Source organism: Oleiphilus sp. HI0123 (assembly GCF_001635315.1).
Genome location: NZ_LWGE01001608.1, coordinates 1 through 3,924 on the forward strand (window position 1 = coordinate 1; position 3,924 = coordinate 3,924).

Annotated in this window: 3 protein-coding genes and 1 pseudogene; 3 read left to right on the plus strand and 1 reads right to left on the minus strand. The window is 44.1% G+C overall.

Features of this window, described 5'->3' with window-relative positions:
• Window positions 1-642: pseudogene (locus A3761_RS21565) on the minus strand (hypothetical protein); the annotation flags it as partial.
• Between the two features lie 182 nt (window positions 643-824).
• On the opposite strand from A3761_RS21565, the gene lexA reads away from it, so the two are divergent.
• The 3 genes from lexA to A3761_RS21580 all read left to right on the plus strand — a co-directional run.
• Window positions 825-1,436, plus strand: coding sequence for a transcriptional repressor LexA (lexA, locus tag A3761_RS21570; RefSeq protein WP_068511122.1), 612 nt, complete (start codon window positions 825-827; stop codon window positions 1,434-1,436).
• The gene (locus A3761_RS21575; RefSeq protein ID WP_068511125.1) at window positions 1,433-1,945 is read left to right on the plus strand and encodes a cell division inhibitor SulA; all 513 of its coding nucleotides are present in this window, start codon (window positions 1,433-1,435) and stop codon (window positions 1,943-1,945) included. Before lexA ends, A3761_RS21575 begins: the two co-directional genes overlap by 4 nt.
• 358 nt (window positions 1,946-2,303) lie before the next feature.
• Window positions 2,304-3,924: RND family transporter (locus tag A3761_RS21580; RefSeq protein ID WP_068750847.1), on the plus strand; the 1,621-nt coding region annotated here is incomplete at its 3' end.

A 3,924-nucleotide genomic window follows, 5' to 3' on the forward strand; every position in this document is an offset into this window, starting at 1 on the left:
ATAATGTGAATAACGGACAGCAAAGTCACTATGCCATTCTTGTGCACCCGATGCATAGCTTGCTTCATCATTACTTACCGGCAAAGGGCTTGCAGATAAGCGACCATCTTCGCCAACGAAGGTTCTTTCGCGAAAGTACGGTAACCAGAAAAGGTCAATCGTTCCCCAGTCTCGCTCTAATGAAAACTTAAGCATCGCCTGACCGAGCTTGTCTTCGCCATCGGGGTTTTCAACACTGTCGCTTTGATTAACGATATCAACGAGATGCATAGATTCTGTGACACCCCAAAACACCTTACCGACACCCGCTTGCAACTCCCAGGAATCGCCATAGTAGGTCCAGAGCGCTTCGCGTAAGTCAAAATGAGTGCGCTCATCATCCTCAAAGTCGTAACGACCAAACACCTTGGCAACAAAGTCTCCTTGCCCTAATGATGTATCGAATTCTATCTGCCCGCTTAGGGAGCTTTGAAATTGACTCTGATCGGCAAGCCCCTCTTCCACAAAGGTACGCGCTTGAAAACCTAACTCACCTTCAACACTCGCGAGGGCATTGCCACTACTAAGCATTAAAGCACTCGTAAGAAGCAAAGTAGAAGTTTTGTGGAAGATGGTATTTATTTTATTTGTCGATAGATTCAAGTTTTCGCCCGCCTTTTACTGTGCAATTTCGCTACATCATGCATGGGTAAAAAATGGCTTTCAATAAAATATATGGAAAAGTTCTTTCCAAAACATTTACAAAATACATTTTACTGTATACATTTACAGGTACTGGTTATTCACACAGATAAACATTAACTCAACCTAACGGACTACACGGCATGCTAAAGCTCACCAAGAGACAAAGCGAAGTATTGCAACTCATCAAACAAAATATTGATGAAACAGGTTACCCACCTACTCGTGCGGAAATAGCTTTGGCACTTGGCTTTCGCTCTGCCAATGCAGCAGAAGACCATATTAAGGCACTAGCCAAGAAAGGCGCGATTGAGATTGTCCCCGGAGCCAGCCGTGGCATCCGCTTACCGCAAAGCGATATTCCCGAGGGTTTACCGATTGTTGGTCAAGTCGCTGCTGGTAACCCGATTTTAGGTGAGGAAAATATCGAAGACTACTGCACACTTGCGCCAGAGTTTTTCTCTCCTTCTGCTGACTACTTATTACGCGTAAGAGGTGAAAGCATGAAGGATATCGGCATACTCGACGGAGATTTGCTTGCAGTCCATAAAACCGAAACAGCTCGAAATGGGCAAATAGTCGTTGCCAGAGTGGGCGAAGAAGTAACGGTTAAACGTCTCAATAAAAACAAACACATCGTTGAGCTTATTGCCGAGAATGAAGAGTTTGATCCCATCGTGATCGACCTGAGAGAACAAGATGTAGTAATTGAAGGTCTGGGCGTAGGCGTTATCCGTAAGGAGGGTATCCAATGAAGCAGCTATCTATTTATGAGTCAGACTATCTTGACGACCTAAATACTATTAACCAATTTGGCCAAAGCCCGGTACAGCTAACTTACCCTGCTCAACCTTTAAGTTCTTCAACTTCTGGCGCCTCTCTAAGCAACGAGCAGACTGAGCATGTCGCAGCAAATGTCACGGAAATTATCATCGCTAAAGATAAGGCTGACTGCATTCAAATGGTTCTTCCTATGCTGAGCCAGTTAAATCAGGAACAACGCTGGCTTGCCTGGATTGACCCGCCTATTCAACTGCTCAAAAAGTGGCAAGAACAACACCAGGGGCTTGCAATGGAAGAAATTATGATTCTTCGCTCATCTGAATCTATATCGGCGATAGAATTAAGCAAACGCGCGCTTGAAGCAGGCACCTGCCACGCAGTAATTGCCTGGACAAACTCCCTATCAAATGAAGAGTTTGACTCGCTTGAGGGGGCGTCTGCAAAAGGAAATAGCCATGGAATAGTACTACGTTCCAGATAATCACCTTTGTACGCAACATATAAAGTTTTCTACTCGTTTTCTGTTAGTCGCTAGCCCTCGCACTTAGTGACCACTATTAAAGTTTCAAGGATCGAAACTTATTTTTCTCAAGCCAATACTATAAGACCTATAAGAAGATTTTCCGTCACAGCAATTATCCCATTATTAAGCCATTAGCATTATTACTTTTCCATATTTAGAAAAGTTATTCTTAGCTTCAAATATCTTTATTCATTGTATTCACACTGTTCAAAGCGTAGTATTCTAAATTCATGACCGCCGGTCACAACCTTTAAGTATAGTTATCATGCTCGCTACAGGCATTCTGCGGCAATAGAAACATTAGGTAGGTTACGCTATGATTGAACGCATAAGCCATTTTCTTGTTAAGTTTCGCTTACTGGTGGTATTCGCCTCATTGCTTGTGGTATTTCTTGCCGCCACAGGTTTACCGCAAACAAAATTTAGCTCCGACTACCGGATTTATTTTAGTGATGATAATCCCCACCTAAAAGCCTTCGAAGATTTACAGGCAACCTTTACAAAAAGTGACAACGTCATGTTTGTCCTCGCCCCCCAAGATGGCCATATATTTACTCGAGAGACTTTAAGCATCATTGAAGAGCTTACCGAAATGTCTTGGCAACTTCCCTACTCAATACGCGTGGACTCTATTACCAATTACCAACACACTATTGCAGAAGACGATGACCTTTTGGTAGACAACCTGGTTACAGATGCAAGCAATTTATCGAGCAGTGAAATTGCGTACGCAAAGAGTGTCGCACTCAATGAGCCCTCAATTGCCGGGCGCCTCATCGCCGCTAACGCCGATGTTACCGGCGTCAACGTTTCTATGGAAATGCCTGGGCTGGATCCTAGTAAAGAAACACCCGAAGTAGCCGCTGCAGCCTACGAGATTCAAGCTCATTTAAATCAAAAGTATCCCGACCTGACTGTATATGTGACCGGACAAATCATCTTTGACAATGCCTTCAAAGATGCGGCGATGTATGACTTATCGCATATCGTCCCCTTAGCATTTTTGATCGCCATCACCTGCATTGCGATCTACATGTTTGCTGCAAGCCGGAGCATCATTACGGTCTTCTCAGGTAGCTTTTCCATCATAGTTGTCATTATTACTTCAATCCTATTCGCGCTTGGTATCTCTGCGTGGCTGGGTATGGATATCACCACCGCATCCGCCAATGCACCAACAATGATTCTGACACTAGCAATCGCCGATTCGATTCATATCCTGGCATCTTTCTTCCAGCAAATGCAGTCAGGGAAAACCAAGGCTCAGGCTGTTATCGAAAGCTTACGTATCAATCAGCAACCCGTTTTTTTAACCAGTGTCACAACCGTAATTGGTTTCTTGTCTCTGAACTTTAGCGACTCCCCTCCCTTCCGGGACTTAGGAAATATTGTCGCCTTAGGCGTAATTGGTGCATGGGGATTCTCTGTATTGCTACTGCCTGCACTCATTATGCTTCTGCCATTCCGAGTTCAATCACGCGAGCATAAAGAAGGCGGCTGGACAGTTACGCTATCAAACTGGGTCATCAAACACTCTAAACGTCTACTCATTGGCACAATGGTTATTATGGCTGGCAGCATTTCTTTCTTACCTCAAAACGAATTGAATGACGTATGGGTCGAGTATTTTGACGAGCCAATGAGACAAAGACAGGCAGCTGATTTTACCAGAGAAAGGCTCACCGGCTTAGGCTACATATCCTTTATTGTTGAAGCCGAGGAAGAAGGTGGAATCAACGAGCCTGAGTATTTGGCAAACCTTGAAAAGGCAGCAAACTGGTTAAAGCTTCAACCAGAAGTTCAACACGTCTCGACCTTTACTGATGTCATGAAGCGTCTGAACAAAAATATGCATGGTGATGACCCTAGCGCATATAAACTCCCTGATAATGCAGAGCTCGCCTCACAGTATTTATTACTTTATGAAATGTCACTCC